The 22,897-nt window shown below is 62.7% G+C and carries 20 protein-coding genes; 6 read left to right on the top strand and 14 right to left on the bottom strand.

Annotated features, from left to right (window positions below):
• Nucleotides 1-135 precede the first annotated feature (135 nt).
• Nucleotides 136-459 (top strand): hypothetical protein, encoded by a 324-nt coding sequence (locus ACFRFQ_RS22200; RefSeq protein WP_378662327.1) that lies wholly within the window; start codon nt 136-138, stop codon nt 457-459.
• A gap of 134 nt (nt 460-593) precedes the next feature.
• Complete coding sequence (locus ACFRFQ_RS22195; protein ID WP_378662324.1) at nt 594-1,844, top strand: amidohydrolase; 1,251 nt, start codon at nt 594-596, stop codon at nt 1,842-1,844.
• Here ACFRFQ_RS22195 and ACFRFQ_RS22190 read toward each other — a convergent pair.
• Nucleotides 1,810-3,048 carry a GNAT family N-acetyltransferase gene (locus ACFRFQ_RS22190; RefSeq protein WP_378662322.1) on the bottom strand — a complete coding sequence of 413 codons (1,239 nt, stop codon included), beginning with the start codon at nt 3,046-3,048 and terminating at the stop codon, nt 1,810-1,812. The genes ACFRFQ_RS22195 and ACFRFQ_RS22190 overlap by 35 nt on opposite strands.
• A 301-nt stretch (nt 3,049-3,349) precedes the next feature.
• Here ACFRFQ_RS22190 and ACFRFQ_RS22185 point away from each other — a divergent pair, with 301 nt between their 5' ends.
• Nucleotides 3,350-3,853: an SRPBCC domain-containing protein gene (locus tag ACFRFQ_RS22185; protein WP_138868914.1), complete on the top strand. Its 504-nt coding sequence runs from the start codon at nt 3,350-3,352 to the stop codon at nt 3,851-3,853.
• On the opposite strand, the gene ACFRFQ_RS22180 is transcribed toward ACFRFQ_RS22185, so the two are convergent.
• The 11 genes from ACFRFQ_RS22180 to ACFRFQ_RS22130 all read right to left on the bottom strand — a co-directional run bounded on the left by ACFRFQ_RS22180 (nt 3,854) and on the right by ACFRFQ_RS22130 (nt 19,812).
• A complete protein-coding gene (locus tag ACFRFQ_RS22180; RefSeq protein WP_378662319.1) occupies nt 3,854-4,735 on the bottom strand; it encodes an acyl-CoA thioesterase in 882 nt (293 codons plus the stop codon).
• A gap of 1 nt (nt 4,736) precedes the next feature.
• On the bottom strand, nt 4,737-6,155 hold the full coding sequence (gene pyk / locus ACFRFQ_RS22175) for a pyruvate kinase (protein WP_378662316.1): 1,419 nt from the start codon (nt 6,153-6,155) through the stop codon (nt 4,737-4,739).
• 74 nt (nt 6,156-6,229) lie between these two features.
• On the bottom strand, nt 6,230-7,735 hold the full coding sequence (locus ACFRFQ_RS22170) for a glutamate synthase subunit beta (protein ID WP_378662313.1): 1,506 nt from the start codon (nt 7,733-7,735) through the stop codon (nt 6,230-6,232).
• Entirely contained in the window at nt 7,728-12,227 is a 4,500-nt protein-coding gene (gene gltB, locus ACFRFQ_RS22165) for a glutamate synthase large subunit (RefSeq protein ID WP_378662310.1), read from the bottom strand. Before gltB ends, ACFRFQ_RS22170 begins: the two co-directional genes overlap by 8 nt.
• 138 nt (nt 12,228-12,365) lie before the next feature.
• Complete coding sequence (locus tag ACFRFQ_RS22160; protein ID WP_378662307.1) at nt 12,366-13,190, bottom strand: NINE protein; 825 nt, start codon at nt 13,188-13,190, stop codon at nt 12,366-12,368.
• Nucleotides 13,191-13,276: 86 nt separating this feature from the next.
• Nucleotides 13,277-14,326, bottom strand: coding sequence for a prolipoprotein diacylglyceryl transferase (lgt, locus tag ACFRFQ_RS22155; RefSeq protein WP_378662304.1), 1,050 nt, complete (start codon nt 14,324-14,326; stop codon nt 13,277-13,279).
• Nucleotides 14,323-15,126, bottom strand: a complete 804-nt coding sequence (gene trpA / locus ACFRFQ_RS22150; RefSeq protein ID WP_378662302.1) for a tryptophan synthase subunit alpha — start codon at nt 15,124-15,126, stop codon at nt 14,323-14,325. The genes lgt and trpA overlap by 4 nt, the downstream gene beginning before the upstream one ends.
• Nucleotides 15,123-16,439, bottom strand: a complete 1,317-nt coding sequence (gene trpB, locus ACFRFQ_RS22145; protein WP_378662299.1) for a tryptophan synthase subunit beta — start codon at nt 16,437-16,439, stop codon at nt 15,123-15,125. Before trpB ends, trpA begins: the two co-directional genes overlap by 4 nt.
• 99 nt (nt 16,440-16,538) lie before the next feature.
• Nucleotides 16,539-17,348 (bottom strand): indole-3-glycerol phosphate synthase TrpC, encoded by an 810-nt coding sequence (gene trpC / locus ACFRFQ_RS22140; RefSeq protein ID WP_033230856.1) that lies wholly within the window; start codon nt 17,346-17,348, stop codon nt 16,539-16,541.
• A gap of 131 nt (nt 17,349-17,479) precedes the next feature.
• Entirely contained in the window at nt 17,480-18,229 is a 750-nt protein-coding gene (locus ACFRFQ_RS22135) for a TIGR02234 family membrane protein (RefSeq protein WP_378662296.1), read from the bottom strand.
• Nucleotides 18,226-19,812, bottom strand: a complete 1,587-nt coding sequence (locus ACFRFQ_RS22130; RefSeq protein ID WP_378662293.1) for an anthranilate synthase component I — start codon at nt 19,810-19,812, stop codon at nt 18,226-18,228. The genes ACFRFQ_RS22135 and ACFRFQ_RS22130 overlap by 4 nt, the downstream gene beginning before the upstream one ends.
• 57 nt (nt 19,813-19,869) lie before the next feature.
• On the opposite strand from ACFRFQ_RS22130, the gene ACFRFQ_RS22125 reads away from it, so the two are divergent.
• Nucleotides 19,870-20,328, top strand: coding sequence for a peroxiredoxin (locus tag ACFRFQ_RS22125; protein ID WP_378662290.1), 459 nt, complete (start codon nt 19,870-19,872; stop codon nt 20,326-20,328).
• A 19-nt stretch (nt 20,329-20,347) separates the two neighbouring features.
• Here ACFRFQ_RS22125 and ACFRFQ_RS22120 read toward each other — a convergent pair whose 3' ends face one another.
• A complete protein-coding gene (locus ACFRFQ_RS22120) occupies nt 20,348-21,130 on the bottom strand; it encodes a dioxygenase (protein WP_378662288.1) in 783 nt (260 codons plus the stop codon).
• Between the two features lie 160 nt (nt 21,131-21,290).
• Between ACFRFQ_RS22120 and ACFRFQ_RS22115 the strand changes: the two genes are divergently transcribed.
• Together ACFRFQ_RS22115 and ACFRFQ_RS22110 are read left to right on the top strand one after the other, a co-directional pair.
• Nucleotides 21,291-21,800 carry a MarR family winged helix-turn-helix transcriptional regulator gene (locus tag ACFRFQ_RS22115; RefSeq protein ID WP_378662286.1) on the top strand — a complete coding sequence of 170 codons (510 nt, stop codon included), beginning with the start codon at nt 21,291-21,293 and terminating at the stop codon, nt 21,798-21,800.
• A 53-nt stretch (nt 21,801-21,853) separates the two neighbouring features.
• A complete protein-coding gene (locus tag ACFRFQ_RS22110; protein ID WP_378662283.1) occupies nt 21,854-22,450 on the top strand; it encodes a TetR/AcrR family transcriptional regulator in 597 nt (198 codons plus the stop codon).
• Here the strand turns inward: ACFRFQ_RS22110 and ACFRFQ_RS22105 are convergent.
• On the bottom strand, nt 22,447-22,887 hold the full coding sequence (locus ACFRFQ_RS22105) for a hypothetical protein (RefSeq protein ID WP_378662280.1): 441 nt from the start codon (nt 22,885-22,887) through the stop codon (nt 22,447-22,449). The genes ACFRFQ_RS22110 and ACFRFQ_RS22105 overlap by 4 nt on opposite strands.
• Nucleotides 22,888-22,897 lie beyond the last annotated feature (10 nt).

Genomic DNA, 22,897 nt, shown 5'->3' with positions numbered 1-22,897 from the left:
GGAACGATGAGAATCGGAAATCCTCCACTGAATGTGCCACCCAGTGTTGCTGTTCCCGGAACTGAAACAAACGCACCGCTTCCCCTCCCCGAGGTAACCGCCATTGCCATCGAGCACCTTCACGACCGTTCGCGGGTGACCTATCATCTCGGCGGAACCGGCACTGTGACATGGAAAGTCGAGTATGTCAGCGAAGCGATTCGCGGGGGCGACAATCACGTGGTCGACGTGAACGGCTCATCTATCCTTCAAGTGGACATCATGGGAGTTACTGCGCTACAACAATTTCCACCGATCGAAACGTATGGCGGCACCATTTCGAGTGTCCAGACCGCACTGGTGAGCAGTGAGATCGTTCAGTCTTTTATCGGCACTGCCGCAGGGCGCCCCGAGTTCCAGGTGACAGGAACGGAATCGCCTGGTCACATTGTTGTCGACGTCTTCTATGCATCGGCCTGAAGACTCGGCACTCCTCACATTTCGGCGCGAAAGACCATCAACTCATTCAGGTAACGTTCGGCACCCTCCCGTCCGAACCCTGTTAGCGTCAAATTCGTCCGATTAGTCTGCTTTTCTCGATCGAGAGGACTCTCATGCCTCATGCAGCGCACGAGAACATCACCGTAGATCCGACGCTCGCCGACCTGTACAAGGACCTCCACAGCCATCCCGAACTCGGTTTCCAGGAACACCGCACCGCTGAAATAGTTGCGACGCGCCTGACCGCACTCGGCTTCGACGTCACCACCGGTATCGGAAAGACGGGAGTAGTCGGTGTCCTGAAGAACGGACCGGGACCAACCGCGCTCCTGCGTGCCGATATGGACGCACTACCGGTCAAGGAAGATACCGGACTGGATTACGCCAGCACTGCCACCGCGACCGATCAGAACGGGAAAACCGTTCCGGTGGCTCACGCCTGCGGCCACGACCTCCACACGACGTGCCTGTTGGGTGCCGCCCAGATCCTCTCCGCGGACACCGCCAGTTGGTCGGGCACCCTGCTACTCGTCTTCCAACCCGCCGAAGAACTCGGGGCCGGTTCCCAAGCCATGGTCGACGACGGATTGTTCGACAAGATCCCGAAACCCGACGTTGTTCTGGGGCAACACGTAGCTCCGTTGCCTGCCGGCAAGATCGCCGGCCACGCAGGTCCGTCGTACGCGGGTTCCGACTCACTGCGCGTGCGACTCGTCGGCAAAGGCGCACACGGGTCCATGCCGGAAACCTCCGTCGACCCAGTGGTGATGGCAGCGGAAACCGTACTGCGACTGCAGACAATCGTCTCCCGCGAGGTTCCGAGCACGGCGATCGCGGTGCTCACCGTCGGGTCCATCCACGCCGGCGACGCAGCCAATGTCATTCCCGGCGAAGCCGAACTGCAATTGAACATCCGAAGCTACGACGCTGCCGTCCGGGAGCGCATTCTGAGCAGTGTGGACCGGATCGTGCGGGGCGAAGCCACAACTGCCGGCGCCCCGGAAGAGCCCACCATCACCGAGATCGAACGCTTCCCGATCGTCGTGAACGATCCTGCCGCTCTGGGCAAAACCCTCGACGCGTTTGCCGACTGGTTGGGCGAGGACAACATCCTCGACCCGGGAGCCGGCGCGGGCAGCGAGGATGTCGGCATCCTCGCGACAAGTTCGGGCGCACAGCTGTCGTACTGGCTGCTCGGTGGCACCGACCCTTCGCTGTTCACGACGGGCGACATGACCGACCCGGCCCTACTGACCGTGCCGTCGAACCACTCCCCGCACTACGCGCCCGTTATCGAACCGACACTGACGATCGGAGTTTCCGCCCTCGTCACGGCAACGAGGACGTGGCTGCCGCCAGCCTGATCGAACGGCCACCACCTACCGCGACCACGGCTTCGCGTCCGCGCCGCAGAACCGACCTGGCTTTGTCACGCAGATTTCTCGAGCGGCCGACCAACGATCCCGATTCCCAGGTTTCGATTGCACGAACAATGGCCCGCGCACCGATTCTGCCCGACTGCACGCCGGTGATTGTCACAACCGGCGTGCGGTTGTTGGCCCACACCATTTTCAAGTCGGTGGGTCCGATTCCCATGTCGAGTACGTCGACAGCAAGCTCTTTGCGCTGCGCGACAAGCCATTCCATCATTTGATGTCCGGGTTGAGTGTGGGCGCACTCGGGACGGTAATGCGTGACCCAACCTTCGAGCCGATTGCCGGTCCGAACGGAAACATCGTGCGCGCACCACACTCCGTCGATGACCAACCCGAGAACGACGAGACGTCCGAGTTCGGCTTCCGCGCGGAGGAAGCGATAGACGAATTGCTCGTTCGGCGGTGCCAGGAAGTTGACGCGGTCGCGGCCCGACGTACCGATCGCAGCGACCATGCACATGTCGGACCATCGCCGATCCACATCGGCTGGTGTCGTCAACTGCTCGAATTCCAGCGAAGATCCGGATCGAGTGAGTGCCGCCCGATAGGAACGCAGCCGCTTCAACGAACGGGTACTGCGAATATCTGCGGGGACAGTTCCTTCCGGCACATCGACCGAGAGGTTTGTATCACGAACTCGCACAACGCAGTTCCATCGCGGATCGTTCAACAAGGCACTGACCGCAACGTCCGAACCCACGACAAGATCTGCGTGCAGCACCAATCCACGGTCTGCAACCGATCGCCAGAGTGCTCGTGCCGCATCGGCGTCTTCGGCAAGGATCTCGCCGACCACACCGCGTCCATGTCCGAGAAGGCGAACCACCTCGACAGTGAGCATCCGACGCACCGCAAAGGGTGCGAGCGCTACCATCTCGGATCCTCGGTACACCGCGACCAGCAGGAAGGATCCATTGCCGTCAGTGTTGTGAGCGCCTACCGCATACAGAAATCGAGATGACATTCGAGTTCCGGCGCGGGCAGCCAAGCGCTCCCAGTCCGAGCGGATCGTCTCCGGGTTGTCGTAGTAGCACACAGTGTGGCTAAGGATGCGGTCCGCGTCGTCGATGCCGGCGCGGTCCGCGTCATCGCTAGTGGCGCGGACCGCCCGGGACACCTTTGTTACGACCATGACGCGAACTTACCATTGCATTACCAAGTGTTCACCAGAACTAGTGCTTTCACAGAGCCCTGGATGGACAAGCCAAGAATTAGCAGTCCAAGCAGCATGACGAACCAATGGAAACGGAGAACAGACGATAACCAAATAATTGCCTTCGTCCTCGGTTGCCGTCATCGATCGAGAAAGGCCAGATCGTCACGAGGAGATCGAAATGAACACATTACAACGATCTGACCTGCAGTTATTCCGTCCGGGCCACAAAAATGGCACGATAGTGGCAACCGCACGGGCACCAACGTTGGAGGCACCGATGGACAACGGCACAATCAACCTGACGTACGACGGTCGGGTGTCTCTGAACTTCCGGCTCGCCGTTCCACACTCGCCGGACAAAGTATGGAAGGTCATCACTCAACGCGAATTCCTCGACACCTGGTTTCCCGCCGACGTCGATTTCAATCTCACCCCGGGCGCAGATCTTCTGTTCAAAGTCACGCCGCAGCAGGTCGAGCGATACGGATTGCCCGCAGATCACAGCACGCACGGAACTGTCATCAGCGTCCACCCGCACCACATTTTCGAGTACCTGTGGGACGCAGACACTTTGCACTGGGAATTGCACCCTGACGGCACCGGAGGGTGCTGGCTGACCCTCACCCACACAATGGAGGACGAGGACTCCGCATACGCGCACGCAGCGGGCTGGCATGCGGGCCTGGAAGTGGTTGCGGCGCAACTCGACGGCCGTGAAGTCGACTGGTCTCCCTGGGATCGCGCCGACGAACTGGCCTCGCAGTACCGCAAATCAGCCTGACTAGTCTCCCCTGCGGGGGAAGTGCCTAATGACGCCCTCCTGCACAACCGTCGCCATGAGTATGCCTTCGATGGAGAAGTATCGCCCGGTCGCCAGTCCCCGAGAACCCGCGGCAACCGGCGACTCCGTCGCGTACAGAACCCAGTCGTCGAACCGGAACGGCCTGTGAAACCAGATCGAGTGATTCACGGTCGCTGCAACAATTCGATCGTGCCCCCACGACAATCCATGGGTGGTCAGGATGGAATCCAGCACGGTGGTGTCCGACGAGTAGGCCAACACCGCAGCGTGGATCAGCGGGTCGTCCGGCAGTGCGCCGTCCGGTCGCATCCATACGCGATTGTGGGTGAGCTTCTCCCCTGTGCCTTTCAGGATCCACGCCGGATCGTTGGCGTACCGCATGTCGATCGGTTTGAGTGCGCCCACGAAATGCGGAAGCGTCGCCTCGTAACCGGACAGTCGATCACCCAAGGGCGGCAACGACTCCGGCAGCGGAACATCCGGAATCTCGACGGCGTGCTCGAGCCCGGTGCCGGAATCCTGGAATGCAGCGAGCATCACGAACAGCTCGTTGTCACCTTGATACGCGGTGACCTGACGGTTCGCGAATGCTCGCCCGTCACGATGCCGTTCGACGCGATAGTCGATGGGCGCCTTGACATCTCCGCCGCGAATGAAATGACCGTTGATCGCGTGGATCGGTCGATCACCGTCGACGGTACGGCCGGCGGCCATCAGTGCCTGAGACACCAATTGGCCGCCGAACGTCCGTGAACTTACCTGCGCCGGGTGATGGCCGCGGAACGCGTCGTCTCCGATAGGTTCGAGATCGAGGAGACCGAGAAGCGCATCCAGGTCGCTCGACGCGTCCGCATCGCTCACGCTAGTGGAGTTCTTCGCCGATGCGATGAACGTGAATCAGGTTGGTGGAGCCCACGGTTCCCGGAGGCGAACCGGCAACGATGACAACGAGGTCGCCCTTCGCGTAGCGCCCCAACGAGAGCAACGCACTGTCGACCTGACGCACCATTTCGTCGGTGGTGGACACCGAGTCGACGAGGAATGTTTCGGTTCCCCAGGTCAGTGACAGCTGACTGCGCACCTCGGGCAACGGAGTGAAGGCCAGTAGCGGCAACGGGGTGTGTAGACGCGCCAACCTGCGCACGGTGTCGCCGGACTGGGTAAAGGCAACCAAGGCCTTGGCGTCGAGACGCTCACCGATATCGCGTGCGGCGTAGGAGATCACCCCTCGCTTGGTGCGCGGCACGTGAGTGAGCGGAGGAACCCGAGTGGATTCGGTTTCGACTGCCTCGACGATGCGTGCCATGGTGCGGACGGTTTCCATGACGTACTTACCGACCGATGTCTCACCGGAAAGCATGACCGCGTCGGCGCCGTCGAGCACAGCGTTGGCGACGTCGGACGCCTCAGCGCGAGTGGGGCGTGAGTTCTCGATCATCGACTCGAGCATCTGCGTTGCCACGATGACGGGCTTCGCGTTTTCGCGAGCAATCTGGATGGCGCGCTTCTGCACGAGCGGAACCTGCTCGAGGGGCAACTCCACGCCGAGGTCGCCGCGGGCAACCATCACGGCGTCGAATGCCAACACGATGGCCTCGAGATTGTCGATTGCTTCCGGCTTCTCGAGCTTCGCGATGACGGGAACGCGGCGACCGACTCGGTCCATGATGGCGTGAACCAGTTCGACGTCCGCAGGCGAACGAACGAAAGACAGCGCGATGAAGTCGACACCCAACTTGAGGGCAAATTCCAGATCGGCGATGTCCTTGCCCGACAATGCCGGAACAGAGACATTCATACCGGGAAGCGAAAGCCCCTTGTTGTTGCTGACCGGTCCACCTTCGGTGACCGTGCACACGACATCGTTGCCTTCGACCGCAGTGACGACAAGACCGACCTTGCCGTCGTCGACCAGCAGTCGATCGCCCGGTTTGGCATCGCGCGCGAGTTCCTTGTACGTGGTTCCGACGCGGTCGTGAGTACCCTCGACGTCGTCGACGGTGATGCGAACCTCTTCACCGTTTTCCCAGACCGTCCGCTCGTCCTTGAAGCGACCGAGGCGGATCTTCGGGCCTTGCAGGTCGGCGAGAACGCCGACGGCCTTGCCGGTCGCGTCGGATGCTGCGCGGACGCGGATGTAATTCTCTTCGTGATCGGCATGGTCGCCGTGGCTGAAGTTGAGCCGGGCCACGTCCATGCCGCTCTCCACGAGCTCACGGATGCGGTCACCGGTAGCTGTTGCGGGTCCCAGGGTGCATACAATTTTTGTCCGTCGGTTCACGGCTCGAGCCTAGTCGCTCGCAGTGCGCACTTCTATCCGGCGCGTCCGACGTGCACCTTTTGTTCTTACTCGATTCAGTTTCGATTCCTAATTACGAGTGGCAACGCACCGGGATGTACCGGAGACGGAAGCGTCGACGCCCCAGTCAGATACCGATCGACCGCGCACGCAACCGAGCGCCCTTCGGCAACAGCCCAGACCACCAACGAAGCACCCCGGTGTGCGTCTCCGCACACGAAGACACCAGGGCACGACGTTTGCCAGTCACGTCCGCACGCAATCACCCCTCGCGAACTCGGCTCGAGCCCGAAGCCGCGCAGCAAGCCGCTGCGTTCGACGCCCAGAAATCCGACGGCAAGAAACACAAGGTCACACGGCACATCGAACGCAGCCCCCACCGGTTCGGCAATTCGTCGACCACTGGCGTCCCGAGACACCCGAACGGGCGTGACACGTACGGCCTGGACGTGACTCTCACCCACGAATTCCTGCGCTGCTACCTCGAACTCACGCACGCCCCCCTCCGCGTCAGCAGGAGCGCTGCGCAGTACCAACGGCCAGAGCGGCCACGGATCCGAGGTGTCGTCACGTTCGAGTGGGGGCTGCTCGTGGTAATCCAGTTCGACTATCGACGCAGCTCCCTGCCGATGAACTGTCCCGAGGCAGTCGGCACCGGTGTCACCGCCGCCGATAATGACGACGTTCTTACCGGCTGCACTGATCCCGCTCGGCCCGTCGCCGGCGCATTCACGATTGGCAGGAACGAGATAGTCCATCGCCGGATGAACGCCGATCAGCTCGCGCCCCGGCACGTCGACATCACGCGCTCTCCCGGCCCCGATTGCCAGAACAACAGCGTCGTGGATCGAGAGGAGCTCACTCGCCGCGAGGTCGGCCCCCACGTCGCACTCCGTCACGAACTCGGTGCCCTCGGCGCGCATCTGATCCAGTCGACGATCGATGTGATGCTTCGCGATCTTGAAATCGGGGATGCCGTATCGCAGTAGCCCGCCGATGCGGTCATGCCGCTCGAACACAGTGACTCGGTGACCTACTCGCGTGAGCTGTTGCGCTGCAGCGAGTCCCGCAGGCCCCGATCCGACGATGGCCACCTCGGCACCGGAGCTTGCGGACGGGATCTGCGGGCGCACCGAACCGATTTCCCAAGCGGTGTCGGCAATCGCCGCTTCAATGCGCTTGATTGCCACGCTTCCGCTGCTCAGATGACTGGAAAGAGCAAGTACGCAGGCCGTTTCACACGGCGCTGGACACAGCCGTCCGGTGAACTCCGGGAAGTTGTTGGTCTCGTGCAATCGGTCCGCGGCAAGGGACCAGTCATCTCGCCGCACAAGATCATTCCAGTCCGGGATCAGATTCCCCAGCGGGCACCCCGACAGACCAGCATGGCAGTACGGGATTCCGCAATCCATGCAGCGCGATGCCTGTTCGGACACCTCGCTCTTGCGCTGATCAGAGGGAAGCTCGGCGTAGACCTCCTGCCAGTCCGCTATTCGCTCCGACACCGGGCGCATCGGCGTCGACGCGCGAGCGGGACCGAGAAAACCCCGCGGATCAGGCACTGGCCGTCTCCGTCAGAATGTCGCCGGGCTGCGCAACGTCAGCCCCTGCCAGTCCTTGTGCCTCGATTACTCGCTCGTAGTCCACCGGCATCACTTTGGTGAATCGCCCGGACTCACGCGACCAGTGTGCAAGCAGGCGAGCCCCGACGCAGGATCTCGTCCATTCGACATGAGCGGTGATCATCATGTTCAACCACTGGAGATCGTCGGATGTCGGTTCCTGCAACGTCACCGACGTCAGGTTCACGTTGCTCGGATCGGCGTCGAGTACAAATGCGATTCCGCCCGACATTCCCGCTGCGAGATTTCTGCCCGTTGCCCCGAGAATCACCACCCGGCCGCCGGTCATGTACTCACACGCGTGATCACCGGCCCCTTCGACAACTGCGTCGGCGCCGGAATTGCGCACAGCACACCGTTCTCCCACCCGGCCACGCGCGAACAGTTCTCCAGCCGTGGCCCCGTACAAGAGCGTGTTGCCGGCAATCACTTGTTCTTCAGGGCGAAAGCCGACATCAGCGTCGGGGTGGAGCGCTATGCGCCCCCCCGAAAGGCCCTTTCCCACATAATCATTGGCGTCGCCGGTCAAGTCGAGTGTGATCCCTCTCGGCAGGAATGCACCAAGCGACTGCCCGGCCGTTCCGTGCAGTCGCACGACAATGGTGTTGTCCGGCAGTCCTTGTGCCCCGTATCTCCGGGTCACCTCGGCTCCGAGGGCCGTACCCACTGCCCTGTCCCCGGTGTGGACGGGGCAGTGGATCCGGACGAGTGTCGCGTTGTGGAGCGCGTCTGCTGCACGCTCGACCAGCATCGTGTTGAGATCACCGGCGCCGGGTCGCGCAGCCAGGGCGTCGCCGCGCCGTATCGGAACCGGAACCGACAGGAGCGGCGCCAGGTTCAAGTGACGGCTCTTTCGATTGACGGTTTCGGTGCAGGGCATAAGCAGGTCGGCGCGCCCCACTGCCTCGTCGAGGCTGTGAAATCCGATCTCGGCCAGTATCTCCCGCACATCGTCGGCGATGAAGCGGAAGAAACTCGTGATGTACTCGGGACGTCCGGTGAACCGCGCGCGCAACTCGGGATTCTGCGTCGCAACCCCAACCGGGCAGGTGTCGAGATGACACACTCGCATCATGACGCACCCGGCGGCGATCAACGGCGCCGTCGAGAATCCGTATTCCTGCGCGCCGAGTAGCGCTGCCACGACAACATCACGTGCCGTGCGCATGCCACCGTCGCATTGGAGTACAACTCTTTCCCGTAACCCATTGAGCACCAACGTCTGCTGAGTTTCCGCGAGCCCGAGTTCCCATGGTGTCCCGGCGTGCTCGATCGACGTCAACGCGGCCGCACCGGTGCCACCGTCGTGGCCGGAAATCAGCACGACATCGGCATGCGCTTTGACAACGCCTGCTGCGACGGTTCCGACGCCGACGGCGCTGACGAGTTTGACGTGAATCCTGGCCCTGTTGTTGGCCTGGCGCAGATCGTAGATCAGCTGGGCGAGGTCCTCGATCGAGTAGATGTCGTGATGCTGAGGCGGCGAGATGAGGCCGACGCCCGGCGTCGAATATCTAGTCCGGGCAATCCACGGATACACCTTGCTGCCCGGCAGTTGTCCACCTTCACCCGGCTTGGCTCCCTGCGCCATCTTGATCTGAATATCGCTGGCACTGACCAGATAATCGCTGGTCACGCCGAACCTACCACTGGCAACTTGTTTTACGGCGCTACGACGTGCGGGGTCGTACAGGCGATCCGAATCCTCACCGCCCTCCCCCGAATTGGATCGCCCGCCCATGGCATTCATCGCCATTGCCATCGTCTCGTGGGCTTCCGCGGACAACGAACCGTAACTCATGGCGCCGGTGTTGAATCGGCGCAGAATCGCCTCGGCAGGCTCCACGTCGTCGATGCAGATTGCGGGCCGAACTCCGGTTCGGAAACCGAGAAGCCCACGCAAGGTTCCGCCCTGCGCGCCGCTGCGATCGACCTCGTCGCTGTACCGACGGAACACGTCGGCGCGCCCGGATCGTGTGGCATGTTGGAGGAAGAACACCGATTCCGGTGTGAAAACATGCATCTCACCATCTCGGCGATAGTGGTATTCGCCGCCGAACTCGAGTTGGCGTCGACCCGCCAGCGCGGCGGCATGGCGCACCAACGCGTCCTCGGCAATCTCCGCCAGGCCTATGCCACCGAGCTTGCTGGTCGTGCCACAGAAATACTCACCGACAAGTTGTGCACTGAGCCCGATAGCCTCGAATACCTGTGCACCGGTATAAGATTGGACAGTCGAGATTCCCATCTTCGACATCACCTTGAGTACGCCTTGATTTGCCGCATCCAGGTAACGCGTCGCCGCAGTACATGAATCCACCCCGCCGAGGCCACATTCCGCAACCGACTCGAGTGCCAGATACGGGTGGACAACAGCAGCGCCGTACCCGAGCAACACTGCGCAGTGGTGAATCTCCCGAGCATCACCGGTCTCGACGATCAACGAAACCTTACTTCGCTGATGAGTCCGAACGAGATGGTGATGAACTGCGGCAACCGCGAGCAACGACGGAATCGGGGCGTGGGCACGGTCCCACCTTCGATCGGAGATGATCAGAATGTGGCACCCGTCGTCCACCGCCGCGCTGGCCTCGCCGCGGAGCCTGTCGAGCGCCGCTGCCAGACCGTTTCCGCCGCCGGCGATGCCGAACACACCGTGTAGCGTCGTCACAGGCGCGGCGGATACGCGGGCGATCTCCGCCAGTTCGGCCCCGGACACAACTGGCCTGTGCACCAGGGTTCGGCTACACGACGATTCGTTCGGGTCGAGGAGATTCTGTTCGGAGCCCAGAACCACCGATAGCGTCGTGACAACTTCCTCGCGAATCGCATCCGACGGCGGATTGGTGACCTGTGCAAACAGTTGAACGAAGTAGTCGTACAGCAGTCTGGGACGCTCGGAGAGCACCGCCAGTGGCGTGTCGGTTCCCATCGACCCCACCGGCTCGTGGCCTGTGGCGGCCATCGGCGTCAGAACAACACTGAGGTCTTCCGCCGTGTACCTGAAAATCTGCTGATGTTGGATCAACACCTCTGGGTCGCCGCGGACTCCAGGCGAATCAGGGATGTCGCCGACCAGGGTGAGGTTGGCGTCGAGCCAGCGCCCGTAGGGTGCCGCATCCGCCAACTCGGTCTTGATCTCGTCGTCGGGAACAATTCGCTGTCGCGACGTGTCCAACAGAAACATTCGACCGGGTTCGAGGCGCCCCTTGGCGATCACGTCGGTCGGCGGCACATCGAACACACCACTCTCGCTGGACAATACGACCCGACCCGCCCGAGTGCGCCACCAGCGCCCTGGCCGAAGACCGTTACGATCGAGGACGGCTCCCACCACGGTTCCGTCACTGAACGTCACCGAGGCCGGCCCGTCCCATGCCTCCATCAGGCACGAATGAAACTGATAGAACGCCCGCAACTCTGGCGACATCGATGAATCCTGTTCCCAGGCAGCCGGAATCATCATCACCACGGAATGGGGCACACTTCGCCCGCCGAGGGACAACAACTCGAGCACCTCGTCGAACGACGCAGAATCCGACACCCCTGGGGTACAGATCGGCGTCAGGCTGTCCAGGGCACCGCCGAAGAGTTCACTTCGTAGTAGCGGCTCGCGCGCACGCATCCAATTTCTGTTTCCCACAATGGTATTGAACTCACCGTTGTGAGCCACAAATCTGAACGGTTGCGCCAGCGTCCACGACGGAAACGTGTTGGTCGAGAACCTGCTGTGCACGACGGCTAGCGCGCTACACATCCGCTCATCCACCAGGTCCGGGTAGAACTGCGTCAACTGAGACGGCGTCACCATCGCCTTGTACACCATCGTTCTCGCCGAGAACGACGGAAAGTAGAGGCCGGAACCCTCTTCTACAACGTCTGGCGTGATCCGTTCCGCCTGCTTGCGCAACTCGAGGACACGGCGATCCAAAGCGATACCCCCCGAGCCTGCCTTCGTGTCCGCGACAAAGCACTGACTGATGTACGGCGCACAGTCCGTTGCCGCAGCGCCCAGGACCCCCGAATCGACGGGAACCTCTCGCCAGCCGAGTACCGACAATCCCGCCGTGCATGCACACCGCTCGATCCGCTCGAATGCACGACGCCGGGGCTGCGCCGCCGGCGGAAGAAAGCAGATACCGGCCGCAAACCTATTCTCACCACGCCCGTTTACATCCGGTAACACGAAGTCGGTGGTCGCCCTCAACAGTTCGACGGGCAGCTGAACGAGAATCCCTGCCCCGTCACCGGTGGCGGAATCCGCTCCGATGGCGCCGCGATGGGACAGCTTGCGCAGCGTAGACAAGCCGTCTCGCACGATCGTATGAGAGCGTCTGCCGTAGATGTCAGCGACAACGGCGACACCACACGAACCTGCTTCCTGATCGGGGTTGTAGAGCCCCTCCTGACCAGGCATTTGAGAAAACAGCATGCGTGCCCTCCACCATGCGGGGCCGCCACACGAACCCGCAACCGGCAAGGGTCAGTTTACAACCGGTATGTGCAGGTTGCGACAGAAAAAACCGTGGCACCCCGATGTCGGGGTGCCACGGTGAAATCATCGACGAAACTAGCTGCGGAGTGGTCGCCCGTATTTGTCCTTCACACTGCCTGTCAGCATCATGATTCCATCGATCAAGGGCCAGATACCACCGATTCCACACGTCAACCAGGTAACCGCGATCTGTGCAATCGCAGTACCGGGCTGATTGAGATAGAACCGACCGGCGCCGAATGCGCCGAGCAGAATACCGAGTAGACCGGCTGTCACCTTCGACTTGTCAGACAAGGGCTGTCCGGTGAATGGATCACGACCGAACGGCGCCGACGGGTCGACAAAACCATACGGCTGCGCATAGGGCTGCTGCTGCCCGTAACCGGGTGTCTGCGGCGGAGCGGTGTACCCCTGAACCGGCGGCGCTGCGTACGGATTTGCGCTCTGGTCAGCGGGGACGCCGTACACCGGACCGTCGGCGGGAGGTGGATAGCTCTGCTGCTGAAACGGCTGCTGCTGAGTCGGCTGCTCGTAGTTCGGCGGCGCGTAGTTCGGCGGCGTAGGGTCCGCAACCGGGTAGGCAGCCGTCGGGTTCGCAGCCGTGGGATCCGATGCAGCCGAGAACGCCGTGGTGGGCTCCGTCCCCGCCGGCGGCGGATAAATCGGATGACTCCCCCAGCCCGGGCCGTTACCCATTCCTGCGTAGGTGTCCCAGCCAGGACCGGTGCCCGTCGTTTCGGTCGACGGAGTCTTCTCCGTCGGCGCCGTGGTTTCGCTCAAGGAAGCATCAGCGGTTGCCTCGTAGTCGAAAGGTGAGCCGAACTGCGGGGGAACCGCAGACTGCGAGCCCGAGGAGTCCCCCGACTGTGCGGGATCCGGATTCTTGTTCAAGTCAGGCAACGTACATTCCTTCGGGTCGACGACGGTCCGGCAATTCGTTGAGGCAAGTGATCTTTATACCTCGAACTGGGTGCGATGCGAACCGATCATGGTTTGTCTGGCTTCTTCAGATCAACGTCCGGTTTTCCGTCTGTACCGGCTGAATCAGCCGCCTTCGACGCTCCGACCGCGTCATTCGAGTCGGTCCCACTGACGGAGACATCCGAAGCCGTGTTGTCGACAGGCGTGTTGTCGACAGGCGTGTTGTCGACAGCCGTGTTGTCGACGTAGTCCTTCGACTTCAGTTCGGAAGGATCTTCACGACCCTTCTTCGCCAGTAGGAAGTACGCAACGGCCGCCACGAACACGATCACCGAGGTGAAGGAGTTGACGCGAATGCCTGCCAGTTCGTATGCCGGATCGTCGCGCATGAGTTCGACGAAGAACCGCCCGGCGCAGTAGCCCGCCACGTAGAGGGCAAACAGACGCCCATGACCGATCTTGAATCGACGGTCGACCACGACAAGCACAATCACGATGAGGACGTTCCACACGGCCTCGTACAGGAAGGTGGGATGCACGACCTTCTCGACGACGCCGGTGGAGACACCGGACAACGCGTCGGTCTGACCTGACGAGTTCACGCGATGGAAGATCTCCAGGCCCCACGGCACGGTCGTTTCGCGACCGTACAACTCCTGGTTGAAGTAATTGCCGAGCCGGCCTATCGCCTGCGCCAGCAGCACACCGGGCGCGATCGCGTCACCCAGCGCCGCGACGGGGATTCCACGTCTACGGCATCCGATCCACGCGCCGACGCCGCCGAGGAAGACCGCGCCCCAGATTCCGAGCCCACCGTTCCACACTTTGAGTGCGTCGATCGGTGTGCCGCCTTCACCGAAATACTGCGGCCAGTCGGTGAGCACGTGGTACAGCCGGCCACCGATCAGGCCGAACGGCACGGCCCAGACTGCGATATCGAGAACAGTGCCCTTCTCGCCGCCTCGCGCGACCCACCGCCGGTCGCCCCAGACGATGGCGACGATGATTCCGGCGATGATGCAGAGCGCGTAGGCGCGCAGTGCTACGGGTCCGACGTACCAGACGCCTTGTGGAGGGCTGGGAATGTAGGCCAGTAGTTCAACAGTTGACGTCACGACGCCACGTTAGCTGAGCGGACGCCTTCAGCGAGTTCTTCGGTGAGGGCGCGGACAGCTCCGAGTCCGTTCTCCACAGCCGAGACCAGCGCGGATCCGACGATCACCGCGTCGGCATAGGCTGCAATTTCTGCGGCTTGCACGCCGGAGCGAACACCCAGCCCGACACCGACCGGGATATCGGAGTGTGCGCGAATCCGCGCGGTCAGCTCTGGTGCCATCGACGAGACCGCGTCGCGGGCTCCGGTCACACCCATCGTGGAGGCTGCGTACACGAACCCGCTGCTCGCCTCGAGTGTCATTGCCAGACGCTCTTCGGTGGACGAGGGTGCCACGAGAAAGATCCGATCGAGGTGGTGCTTCTCGGAAGCTTCCATCCAGTCGGCGGCCTCGTCGGGAATGAGGTTGGGGGTGATCAGTCCGAGTCCACCGGCAGCAGCGAGGTCGCGGGAGAACTTGTCGATGCCGTACTGCATGACCGGGTTCCAGTACGTCATGACAACGGCCTTGCCACCGACCGAGCTGATCTGCTCGACGACGGTAAAGATGTCGCGCAGGCGGACGCCGTTGCTGAGGGCGGTTTCAGCGGCACGCTGGATGGTCGGCCCGTCCATCACCGGATCTGAGTACGCGACCCCGACCTCGATGATGTCGCAGCCGCCGTCGACCATCGTCTTGAAGACGTCGATGGATTCGGAGACCGTCGGATAGCCCGCGGGCAGGTATCCGACGAGCGCAGCCCGGTTTTCCGCCTTGCATGCCGCAAAAGTGGATGCGAGGCGTGATGGTCGTTCGCTCACTTGTCCGAGCCTTCCGTGTTGTTCTGGCCTGCAGTCTGGTCGGCATTGTCGAAAAGGCCGAACCAGGTCGCGGCAGTATCCATGTCCTTGTCGCCACGACCGGACAGGTTGACGACGATGATGGCGCCTTCACCGAGTTCCTTGCCGAGGCGCAATGCGCCGGCGACCGCGTGCGCGGATTCGATGGCCGGGATGATGCCTTCACGCCGTGAGAGTAGAAGGAGCGCATCCATTGCCTCGGAATCGGTGACGGGTTCGTACGTCGCCCGGCCGATGTCGTTGAGGTAGGCGTGTTCCGGACCGACACCCGGATAGTCCAAACCTGCAGAGATGGAATGCGATTCGATGGTCTGGCCGTCCTCGTCCTGCAGCAGGTACGAGTACGCACCTTGGAATGCACCCGGCGTTCCGCCGGCGAATGTTGCTGCATGTCTACCGGTTTCGACGCCGTCGCCGGCTGCCTCGTAACCGACCAGCCGAACCGACAGATCGTCGATGAAGGGGTGGAAGATGCCGATGGCGTTGGAACCGCCACCTACACAAGCGGTGACGGCGTCGGGAAGACGCCCGGTCAGTGCCTGAACCTGAGCGCGTGCCTCGAGACCGATGACCCGCTGGAAATCACGCACGATGGTCGGGAACGGGTGCGGGCCGGCAGCGGTACCGAAGCAGTAGTAAGTGTCGTCCGCGTGGGAAACCCAATCGCGGAGAGCCTCGTTGATCGCATCCTTGAGTGTGCGCGAACCGGTTTCGACCGAGATGACCTCGGCGCCCAGCAGACGCATCCTGGCGACGTTCAGGGCCTGACGCTCGGTATCGACCGCACCCATGTAAATGACACACTCGAGGCCGAGCAACGCGCAGGCAGTGGCCGAGGCGACGCCGTGCTGTCCCGCTCCGGTCTCGGCGATGATACGTGTCTTGCCCATTCGCTTGGCCAGAAGTACCTGGCCGAGAACGTTGTTGATCTTGTGAGAACCGGTGTGGTTCAGATCTTCACGCTTGAGAATGATGCGAGCGCCGCCGGCGTATTCGCTCATGCGCGTTGCTTCGAAGATCGGCGACGGCCGGCCGGTGTAATCGCGCTGCAGTCGATCGAGTTCATTCAGGAAAGCGTCGTCGCTGCGGGCCTTCTCGTATTCGGCGGTAACTTCCTCGATAACCGCCATGAGCGCCTCGGGCACGTGCCGTCCGCCGTAGACACCGAAATGCCCTCCGGCGTCCGGATCATGAGTGGTGCGCTCGGCAAGTCCGGCACTGGCCGGCGGCAGATTGCCGCCCTTGAAGACTGGTCCCTGAGTACGTGAAGTCACCCCTCCAGTCTGCCTCGAGCGTGTCGCCTGTCACCGCCCGGGTACGGGCAAATGTCACCGCTCGGGTGCAGGCAAACTGCTCCCGAGCGGTGATGCGATTCAGCGTGACGGTTTAGGGCAGGACGGATGCGCTCCGGCGTTCACCAGATCCGCAACGGCCTTACGCGGATCACCGCTGGTCACGAGGCCCTCACCAACCAGGACGGCGTCTGCCCCTGCGCCGGCGTACGCCAGCAGATCGGCGGTGCCGCGAACGCCGGACTCGGCAATCTTGATGGTTTCGGTCGGCAGGCCAGGGGCGATCTGACCGAAGGTGTTCTTGTCGACCTCGAGGGTCTTGAGGTTGCGAGCGTTGACGCCGATGACCTTGGCCCCCGCCTCGAGCGCGCGATTGGCTTCTTCCTCGGTGTGCACCTCGACCAGAGCTGTCATTCCCAAGGATTCGGTGCGATCGATCAGTGAGGCAAGCGCCTGCTGCTCGAGTGCCGCGACAATCAGGAGGATGACGTCGGCACCGTGCGCGCGTGCCTCGTGAATCTGGTACGGACCCACGATGAAATCCTTACGCAACACCGGAATGGTGACTGCTTTGCGGACGGCATCAAGATCGGCGAGCGAACCGTGGAAGCGACGTTCTTCGGTGAGAACGCTGATGATTCGAGCGCCGCCCGCCTGGTAGGCGGCCGCCAACTCGGCGGGGTCTGCGATGTCGGCGAGCGCACCCTTGGACGGGCTTGCTCGCTTCACCTCGGCGATGACGCCGATGCTCGGTTCCAGAAGTGCCGCTACAGCATCGAGAGCGGGGGGTGCAGTGGCCGCGGCAGCCTTGACTGCAGCGAAGTCGAGTACGGCTTCGCGGGCGGCGACATCAGCGCGCACCCCGTCGAGAATCGAGTCGAGTACGGTCATCGTGGCCCGAATCCTTTCTGGGCAAGTGCCCGATGTGAGATACGTCATCGGGGTGGTGTCAGCCTAGTTGGGCGATTTTTTGCTACTCCGCCCGGGTACCCACGCGCGTGGGCGTTCGGACGTAATCGAGGTCACGATCGTGAATCCTTGCCCGGCTCATTGCCGTCGGCGTCAGAGCCCGGCTCACCGCCGTCAGCGTCAGGTTTCTCGCCGTCGGTGTCAAGCGTCGGATCCTCTCCGGCGTCGAGCGCGTCCCACAGCATCCGTTGTGTCACAGGCTCGTCGGGTAATTCCTTGTTTCCCTGCCCGAGCTTGGCCGCTGCCTCACGGCGAGCTGCGGGGTTGTCGTACTTCGACGAGAGGCCGGCACGCGCCTTGGGTTTACGCATGAGCAGAACACCGGCAGCAAGCGCGGCAACGGCTCCCACGAGCGCAAGCAGCGGCGGCAACACCGATGACTCGGCGGAAACCTCTTCGAGGTGCGAGGACAGTTCGGCGAGATCTGCGGCACGGTCCGCGTCTGCTCCCGAAACCAACAGCTGAACCGCTGGAACGGCCACGCCGATGCCGACCAATCCCACCAACAGGCCGACCACTCGGACCGCCCACCCACGGACCGCGAACGACGCCGCAACCGCGGCAAGAAGCGTGAGGGCGAGCGGAGTCATCGCCGCAGCCCACGTACCACCGTCGAGATCCGTGGTGCGCGCCAATGTCTTACCGTCACTGGAGGTTACTTGTACCCATGTCATCCGTGAGCTTCCCCACAGCGCAACCGCAGCGAAACACAGCAGCAGCGTGGTCAGCACCGTGGTACTGCGGCCGGAACGTGGTGTCGGCGAGTCGGTGCCTGTGCCGGGGCTCGAAGCCTGTTCGCTCACTTACCTTCACCTCCGATGGTGCGCAACGTATGGGCCGACGCGATCGCACTGAGCACCGCCATTGCCTTGTTCCGCGCCTCGGTGTCCTCGTAGACCGGATCGGAGTCTGCGACGATGCCCGCGCCGGCTTGGACGTACCCGATGCCGTCCTTGACGAGAGCGGTGCGGATCGCGATCGCGGTGTCGGCGTCACCGGCGAAATCCAGGTACCCGACGATGCCGCCGTAGACCCCGCGGCGGGTGGGTTCGAGTTCTTCGATCAACTGCATCGCTCGAACCTTGGGCGCACCCGAGAGTGTTCCCGCCGGGAAACACGCCGTGACCGCGTCGAGCGCCTGCTTACCCTCGGCCAGGTGCCCGGTCACGGTCGAGACCAAGTGCATGACGTGGCTGTATCGCTCGATGTGGCGGTAATCGTGCACCTTGACCGTGCCGGGCCGGCAGACACGTCCGAGGTCGTTGCGTCCGAGATCGACCAGCATCAGGTGCTCGGAGTTTTCCTTCTCGTCCGCGAGGAGATCCTTCTCGAGGAGGATGTCGTCTTCCTCGGTGGCACCGCGCCACCGGGTTCCGGCGATCGGGTGAGTGGTTGCAACGCCCTCCGAGACGGTAACCAACGCTTCGGGGCTGGACCCGACAATGGAGAACGCGGTCTCACCGTCGGCGTTCGGAACGTTGAGCAGGTACATGTACGGACTGGGGTTCGACGCCCGCAACATCCGGTACACGTCGATAGGTGCTGCGGTGCAGTCGATCTCGAATCGCTGGGAGAGCACTACCTGGAATGCTTCACCGGCCTCGATGTCGCCGATCAGCTTCTTCACGTCGACGCCGAAGCTCTCCGTCGTGCGCTGGCGTCGATAGTTCGGGGTGACCTTGGCAAACACGGACACTGTCGACGGCGCCGGCGCGGCAAGTGCCAGAGTCATCGCGTCGAGGCGAGCGACGGCGTCGTCGTACGCCTCCTCGACCCGCGCATCGGTGCCGTCCCAGTTGACTGCGTTGGCGATCAGCGTGATCGCCCCCTCGTGATGGTCGACGGCGGCAATGTCCGCGGCCAGCAGCATCACCATCTCGGGGATCTGCAGGTCGTCGACGGCCGAGTTGCCCACGTTCTCGAGGCGCCGGACGGCGTCGTATCCGAGGAATCCGACCATCCCGCCGGTGAGGGGCGGTAGGTCCGGCAGACGCTCCGAGCGCAGCAGTTCGAGGGTGGCGCCGAGTGCGTCGACAGGATTGCCACCGGACGGTGCGCCGGCGGGGACGTTGCCGTACCACGCGGCTTCGCCGTCGATGACGGTCAGTGCGGCAGGACTACCGACGCCGATGAAGGACCATCGTGACCACGACCGGCCGTTCTCCGCGGATTCGAGAAGAAAGGTTCCCGGACGGTTCCCGGCCAGCTTCTCGTAAGCCGAGAGCGGAGTTTCGGAGTCCGCCAGCACTTTTCGCGTCACCGGAACTACCCGATGCTCGGCGGCGAGAGCGTGGAACTGCTCTCGCGTGGTGGTGGAATCGGACGCCGCATCGACAATCGCGGTGTCGGACGAGGGTGCGGACTTGGAGGTGGGCTCGCCGTGCATGACTCCATCATCCCAGGCTCACCCGTGCGGGCCTCGTTCGCGGGTAACCTCAGCCGAATGAAACCAGGTCAGCTTGCTCCCGATTTCACTCTGCCCGATCAGAACGGAGCGCCCCGTTCGCTGACCAGCCTGCTGGAGAATGGACCACTGGTCCTGTTCTTCTATCCCGCAGCTTCAACGCCGGTGTGCACCGCGGAAGCGTGCCACTTCCGCGATCTCGGTAAGGAATTTGCAGAGGTAGGCGCCGCACGCGCAGGCATCAGCACCGACACCGTCGAGGCGCAATCGACGTTTGCGGCCGCCCAGTCCTTCGACTATCCCCTGCTCGCCGACACCGACGGCACCGTTGCCGAACAGTTCGGCGTCAAGCGCGGACTGCTCGGCAAGTTGATGCCGGTCAAACGGTCCACGTTCGTGATCGACACGGATCGAACCGTCCTGAAGGTCATCTCGAGCGAATTCCGCGCGAGCACGCACGGCGATCAGGCACTCGAGTTGCTCCGCAGCCGCAACTGACGCTGCCGAAACCGAGCCTTCAGGCGACCTGAATCGAGCGCTTCGCCAGACCCATCCAGAAACCGTCGATGACCTGGGTGGGTACCTGCTCCGGATCGGACGACGCACCGAGAGTGACGAACAGCGGCGCGAAGTGCTCGATCGTCGGGTGTGCGTACGGCATACCGGGCGCCTGCGCGCGGAAGTCGATGAGCGAATCGACGTCGCCTGCCGCGAACCGCTCCCCGGCCCAGGCGTCGAATTCGGCGGACCAACCCGGAGCTTTCGCCTCGGGCGACGGGTCGCGCAGGAAGGGCAGACCGTGGGTCGTGAACCCGGATCCCACGATCAACACGCCCTGCTCACGCAGCGGACGCAAACGTTGACCGAGGTGCAGCAGACGTTCGGGGTCCAATGTCGGCAGGGAGATCTGCAGCACCGGGATGTCTGCATCCGGGTACATGACCGTCAACGGAACATAGGCGCCGTGATCGAGGCCACGGTTGGGTTGCGCGGCAACTTGTTCGTTGTCGGGCATCAACGCTGCCACCTGTGCGGCCAGGTCCGGAGCACCCGGGGAGTTGTACCGAGCGCGGTAGAACCGCTCGGGGAATCCACCGAAGTCGTAGATCAGCGGGGTTCCCGTGGTGGTCGATCCGATGGTCAGCGGTGCGGATTCCCAGTGAGCCGACACGATCAGGATTGCTGTCGGCCGGGGCAGGTTACCGGCCCACGCGCCGAGTTGCTTCACCCAGAGAGCGCTGTCCACCAGCGGCGGGGCACCGTGGCTGAGATACAGCGCGGGCATAGTGGTGGCGGACATAGCGGCTCCTCAGAATTTCACCGAATAGTTTTAAGTTGAAGGTTCAACCTAATATAGAACTCAACACTTGAAACGCGCAACTATTCCCTGCCTGCACCGACTGGACACCCGTCTGCAACTCTGTACTGGTACAGAACGGGCAGCGAAGGGGTAAAGACCGATGAGTGGATCGAACGGCCAGGCCGAGTCGCCGCTTCAGACCAAGTGGCTCACCACCGAGCAGCAGCAGGCCTGGCGCACTCTCATCTCGCTGGTGACCCGCTTACCGGCAGCTCTTGACACCCAGCTCCAACGTGATTCAGCACTAACACATTTCGAGTACTTCGTGCTGTCAGCACTGTCGGAAGTACCCGATCGAAAGCTTCAACTGTCCCTCCTGGCACAGCAGGCCAATGCGTCGCTCTCGCGCCTGTCCCATGTCGTCACGAAGATGGAGAAGGCCGGTTGGGTCAAGCGTGAAGTGATCCGCGGCAGCCGCGGCTCCAACGCGGTGCTCACCGATGCCGGGATGTCCAAGGTGATAGAAGCGGCGCCGGGGCACGTCCGATTGGTCCAGGCTCTGGTGTTCGAAGGCCTGGACGACAGCCAGGTCGCACAACTCTCGTCCTTGAGCGCCGCCATGGTCGAACAGCTCGACAAGGGAATTGCCGACGGGCTCGGGAAAGCCTGACTCCACGACCCACACCGCGCACGTCGTCTCCGACTCCCGTAGTGTCTGGACACATGTCTGGTAAGGCCAACTTCGAGTCCACCCGTCGGCGCCTGTCGGGGCAACAGGCCGAAACTGTCGATCGCTTGACTACCGCAGCGATTGCCGTCCTGCGTACCCACGGGTTCTCCGACCTGACAATCCGTATGGTCGCGGGCGAAGCAGGGGTCGCGCCGGCAACGGCGTACACCTACTTCTCGTCCAAGAGCCACCTTGTCGCCGAACTGTTCTGGCGTCGCCTCGCTGCGCTCCCCCACGAGGCCAAGACAGACAACGCCCGCGAGACTCAGGTCTGTTCGGTCCTGCGCAGTGTTGCACTCCTGGTGTCCGATGAACCGGAACTCGCAGCAGCGGTCACGACCGCGATGATGGCCGACGATCCGGACGTCGAACATCTTCGCGCCCGGATCGGGAAGAACATTCGCGAACGCCTGGTCGAGGCTTTGGGACCGGAACATGACGCGGACGTCCTGGAAGCGCTGGAAATCGCCTGGTCAGGCGCATTGGTGCGAGCGGGAATGGGATACGAGTCGTACTCGCAGATAGCGGATCGCCTCGAGATCACCGCGAAGCTGATCATGGCAGGCCACGACAATCCGAGCAGTACCTAGATCGGTGTCAGCTCACCCACCAACCATCGATCACCGACGCGTTCGACGGTGACCTGCACCCGACTCGAACTCGACGCCGGTGCGGGCTGCGCAAAACTGGTGGTGATCTGATCGACGAACATCAGCAATTCGACGTGATCGAGTGCAGCACCGAGCAACCCGACATCCACAACCCGTGCTCTGGTACTGATTCCCTGCGCTTTCGACTGGGGCGCAACGGCAGTCGCAATAAACTCGACGAATTCCTCCTTGAAGGTTCCGGTAGCTGCGTCAGCGGCGACGGCGAGGTCACTGTCCACCGTTTCACTGGTGTACGTGAGCAAGTCCTCCACCAGACCGGGTGCCTGCGCCATCGCGTCCGCTCTCACCGACTCGAGTGCAGCGGCGTCGCGGTGTTTCCAGAGCAGTGCACCCGCGACGATCACGAGAACCGCCATGAGCGAAACA

The organism is Rhodococcus sp. NPDC056743 (genome assembly GCF_042790355.1).
Classification (GTDB): domain Bacteria; phylum Actinomycetota; class Actinomycetes; order Mycobacteriales; family Mycobacteriaceae; genus Rhodococcus_F.
Note: the sequence above shows the minus strand (reverse complement) of the source record. Positions and strands in the feature narration are given on the sequence as shown.

Bases quoted from the DNA above. Each gene is read 5' to 3' on its own strand.
- ACFRFQ_RS22195 (WP_378662324.1), top strand. From the start codon at position 594: ATGCCTCATGCAGCGCACGAGAACATCACCGTAGATCCGACGCTCGCC.
- ACFRFQ_RS22190 (WP_378662322.1), bottom strand. From the start codon at position 3,048: ATGGTCGTAACAAAGGTGTCCCGGGCGGTCCGCGCCACTAGCGATGAC.
- ACFRFQ_RS22185 (WP_138868914.1), top strand. From the start codon at position 3,350: ATGGACAACGGCACAATCAACCTGACGTACGACGGTCGGGTGTCTCTG.
- gltB (WP_378662310.1), bottom strand. From the start codon at position 12,227: ATGCTGTTTTCTCAAATGCCTGGTCAGGAGGGGCTCTACAACCCCGAT.
- trpC (WP_033230856.1), bottom strand. From the start codon at position 17,348: ATGACCGTACTCGACTCGATTCTCGACGGGGTGCGCGCTGATGTCGCC.
- ACFRFQ_RS22130 (WP_378662293.1), bottom strand. From the start codon at position 19,812: ATGCACGGCGAGCCCACCTCCAAGTCCGCACCCTCGTCCGACACCGCG.
- ACFRFQ_RS22125 (WP_378662290.1), top strand. From the start codon at position 19,870: ATGAAACCAGGTCAGCTTGCTCCCGATTTCACTCTGCCCGATCAGAAC.
- ACFRFQ_RS22120 (WP_378662288.1), bottom strand. From the start codon at position 21,130: ATGTCCGCCACCACTATGCCCGCGCTGTATCTCAGCCACGGTGCCCCG.
- ACFRFQ_RS22115 (WP_378662286.1), top strand. From the start codon at position 21,291: ATGAGTGGATCGAACGGCCAGGCCGAGTCGCCGCTTCAGACCAAGTGG.
- ACFRFQ_RS22110 (WP_378662283.1), top strand. From the start codon at position 21,854: ATGTCTGGTAAGGCCAACTTCGAGTCCACCCGTCGGCGCCTGTCGGGG.
- ACFRFQ_RS22105 (WP_378662280.1), bottom strand. From the start codon at position 22,887: ATGGCGGTTCTCGTGATCGTCGCGGGTGCACTGCTCTGGAAACACCGC.